Below are 3,117 nucleotides of genomic sequence, written 5' to 3' on the forward strand. Positions count from 1 at the left end.
CACCCAGACCGACAGGCCCGCGCAGGACGCGAAGGCGATGCCGGACGGCTCATGGCGGCCGGGCTCGTCGCCGCACTCCTGGCGGCACCCTACCTGTCCGGGCTCCTGGCGAGCCGGCATGAGGCCGGGCAGGCGATCGTCCTCGCGATCCGCAGCTTCGGGCCCCTGGAGGGATTTGCGGACGGGCCGACCTTGAGCCTGCTCCGCCTGATCCTGCTGCCGGTCAACTACTACCTGGCCTTCGGGGTCTTCGCCGCCGGCACGTTCCTGTTCTGGCGGGTCGTCCCCCGGCGCGTCGCGCATGCGCACGAGGCGGGACGCCTGCTCAGCATCGTGGCGGCGTCGTCCCTTCTGATCGGCGGCTTCCTGCGCTCGGCGATCCTGTACAACGATCTGGGCTGGCGCGTGGTCCTGCTGGCGCAGGTCGCCGCCCTGGCCTGGACCGTCACGGCGCTGGCGCAGGGCGCCGGAACGCGGCTTCGCCTGCCCGGCCTGATCGCCGCGTTGCTCCTGCTCGGCTACGCGACGACGCTCTACGGATTCGTCGGGATGCGGGCCTTCCGCGTCTCCGGCCATCCGAGCTTCGCGTTCCTCAACGCCCGCCCCGACATCGATCGCGCCCTGCGGACGGCCTATGAATGGGCCGGCACGCATCTGCCGCGGACCCTCGTACTTCAGCACGCGGCCGCCGCACCGCGCGTGTTCGACTTCGGCCTCTACGGACGCCAGCCGGTCGCGGTGGCCGACCGGGAGGCGCGGCTGTTCGGGGCCTCCGCGGAGGCGGTTGCGGAGCGGCTCGCGCAGGTCGAGCCGATCTTCTCCGAGACTCTCGGGGCAGACGACGTCCGGCGCCGGGCGGCGGCAGCCGGCATCGGCGCACTCATCGTCACCGCCCGGGACGCCCCCTGGACCGACCCTGACTCCTGGGTCTGGCGGAGCCGGCCGCTCTACGCGTCGCCGATGGTCCGGATCCTGTCGGTCCAGGATCTTGGCCAGGACGTAAGCGGGGCGGCGCGATGACCCGGACCGGCCCCGGGCGCCTGGGAGTGGCGTTGCGCTGGCTCGCGGCCCAGGGCGCGCTGCATGCCGGAGCAATCCTCATCGGGTTCGGCTGCTTCGTGCTGCTGTTCCGGACGGACCTCGCATCCGGCGTCACGATCCTGTTCTATCGCGGCCTGATCCTACTGCTGGTGGCTTTCGTGATCACCGCCGGGGCGATGACAGCGCTCGCCGTCCTCGGCCGTCCCTGGGGTCTGCATCGCCGGGACGCGCTGGGGGCCTGCGTACTCTCGCTCGCCCTGAACCTCAGCGTGTTCGTGATTCTCCCGGTGACGATCGACCGCTCGATCAGCGTCTTCCTGCTCGGCCAGATGGCGGCTCGTCCCGAGGAACGGTTCAGCCCCGCGCGTGCGCAGGCGTTGTTCGAATCGCTCTATCTCGGGGAGTACCGGCAGATCGAGCGGCGCCTGGCGGAGCAGACCGCGTCGGGCAACCTCGCGCCGTCCGGGGACGGCTATGTCATCACCCCGCAGGGACGCGCCTTCATCCGATTCTCGGCGTCCGTGGCCCGACTCTTCCGGACCGACCCGCGAATGGTCGAGGCCCAGCCACCGGCCTCCGACAAGGCGATGCCATGAGCACGGCGCCGGCACCGCTAACCGAAAACGTTCAACCTGCCTAAAAGTTCGACGCTGTGAATATATTGAAGTCCCTTTCACCATAAAAATATTATTTTACTCAAGATCATGGTGTTCGTACGATACCTATCAAGTAAAAATCAATGTCCATAATTTTTTAATTTCTATTAGTACCGTTAAGCGGATCATTCAGGACGCGGTACATCGCATCATAAATTTTAAATTCGATCCAATTCCTTTAAGAAAGGAAATGATTCCAGCCGAGGTCGATACCGCTCCCTGCGCCGTGGACACACTTTTTTAGATCCGAAGATTGAAAGGTTACGTCACCATGTCGAACAGCCTGACATCTCGGTGGTGACTGTACGCGTCCGTGACGCGCGTCCCGCTCATCACACCCGGCCGTCAGTCGAGTGGAGTCTGGCCGGGTTCGGCGGTCTGATCGCCGTGCTGGCGCCGCTGGTCATCCTGGCGGTTCCCCAAGCGGACGTGGTGGCGGTAATCGGACCGCCCGGCGGCAGCGCCGCCGACGCGGCCCGGATCGTCGCGGAGGCGGGCGGAACCCTCCTGAACCGCGGCGGGCGCGACGACGTCTTCCTGGCCCGCTCTGACCGGGCGGGGTTCGCCGGCCGCCTCTATGCCGCCGGGGCCAGCCTCGTCCTCGACGGGCGCCTTTCCGAGGGGTGCGGCCCGTCCGCACCCGCCACGCCTTCGCCGGATCCCAGCGCGGACACGGCCCGGAACTCGTCCCCATGAACGATCTCGAAACCCTGCAGCGCCGCTTCGGCCGCTTCCTGATCCCGCTGCTCTGGGCGCACGTGGTGCTGGTCGCCGCCGCGGAGGCCGTGACGAGCGCGGCCTTTCCAGCGATCGCCCCGGTGGTCGCGGCCGCCTCGCTGGCGGCCCTGGCGACGGCACTCTGGATGCGCGACCCGGTGAGCGAGGCGACCCGCATCGTGAGCGGCGTGGCCCTCGTGGGCATGGCCGCCCTCCTGCTGGTGGCCTTCGCGGGTCACCCCTGGCAGATCGACCTGCACATGTACTTCTTCGCCTGCCTGGCGATGCTGGCCGGGTGGTGCGACTGGCGGGTGATCCTGGCCGCGGCCGCGGCGACGGCCATCCACCACCTCGCCCTCGACGTTGCGATGCCCGCCCTGATCTTCCCGGACGGGCGGGCCGACCTCGGCCGGGTGATCCTCCATGCCGCGATCGTCCTGATCGAGACCGGCATCCTGATCTGGGTGTGCCGCACTGTCGAGCAGTCCTTCCGGGCCCTCGCGGCCTCCGAGGGGCAGGCCCAGGCCCAGCTCGCCCGGGCCATGGCGCTGGAGGGCGAGGCCGAAGCGAGCCGGGCCGCCCTGGAGACGGCGCGCCGGTTCGGGACCGAGCAGCTCGCCCGTGCCTTCGAGGAATCGATCGGCGGCATCCTCGACCACGTCGCCGCCGCGGCCGGCGCCGTCGAGTCGCGCGCGGCCGGCAT

Annotated in this window: 2 protein-coding genes and 2 pseudogenes; all 4 read left to right on the forward strand. The window is 69.0% G+C overall.

Going from position 1 to position 3,117, the window contains the following annotated elements; translation table 11 throughout:
- Nucleotides 1-1,020 (forward strand): annotated as a pseudogene (locus tag FV228_RS24860) (hypothetical protein); the annotation flags it as partial.
- Nucleotides 1,017-1,637 carry a hypothetical protein gene (locus FV228_RS24865; protein ID WP_147856998.1) on the forward strand — a complete coding sequence of 207 codons (621 nt, stop codon included), beginning with the start codon at nucleotides 1,017-1,019 and terminating at the stop codon, nucleotides 1,635-1,637. The pseudogene FV228_RS24860 and the gene FV228_RS24865, both read left to right, overlap by 4 nt.
- 357 nt (nucleotides 1,638-1,994) lie before the next feature.
- Nucleotides 1,995-2,393, forward strand: coding sequence for a hypothetical protein (locus FV228_RS24870; RefSeq protein WP_147856999.1), 399 nt, complete (start codon nucleotides 1,995-1,997; stop codon nucleotides 2,391-2,393).
- A pseudogene (locus tag FV228_RS24875) lies at nucleotides 2,390-3,117 on the forward strand (chemotaxis protein); the annotation flags it as partial. The gene FV228_RS24870 and the pseudogene FV228_RS24875, both read left to right, overlap by 4 nt.

The sequence above is a fragment of the Methylobacterium sp. WL18 genome, from assembly GCF_008040015.1.
Lineage (GTDB): Bacteria > Pseudomonadota > Alphaproteobacteria > Rhizobiales > Beijerinckiaceae > Methylobacterium > Methylobacterium mesophilicum.

Bases quoted from the DNA above. Each gene is read 5' to 3' on its own strand.
- FV228_RS24865 (WP_147856998.1), top strand. From the start codon at position 1,017: ATGACCCGGACCGGCCCCGGGCGCCTGGGAGTGGCGTTGCGCTGGCTC.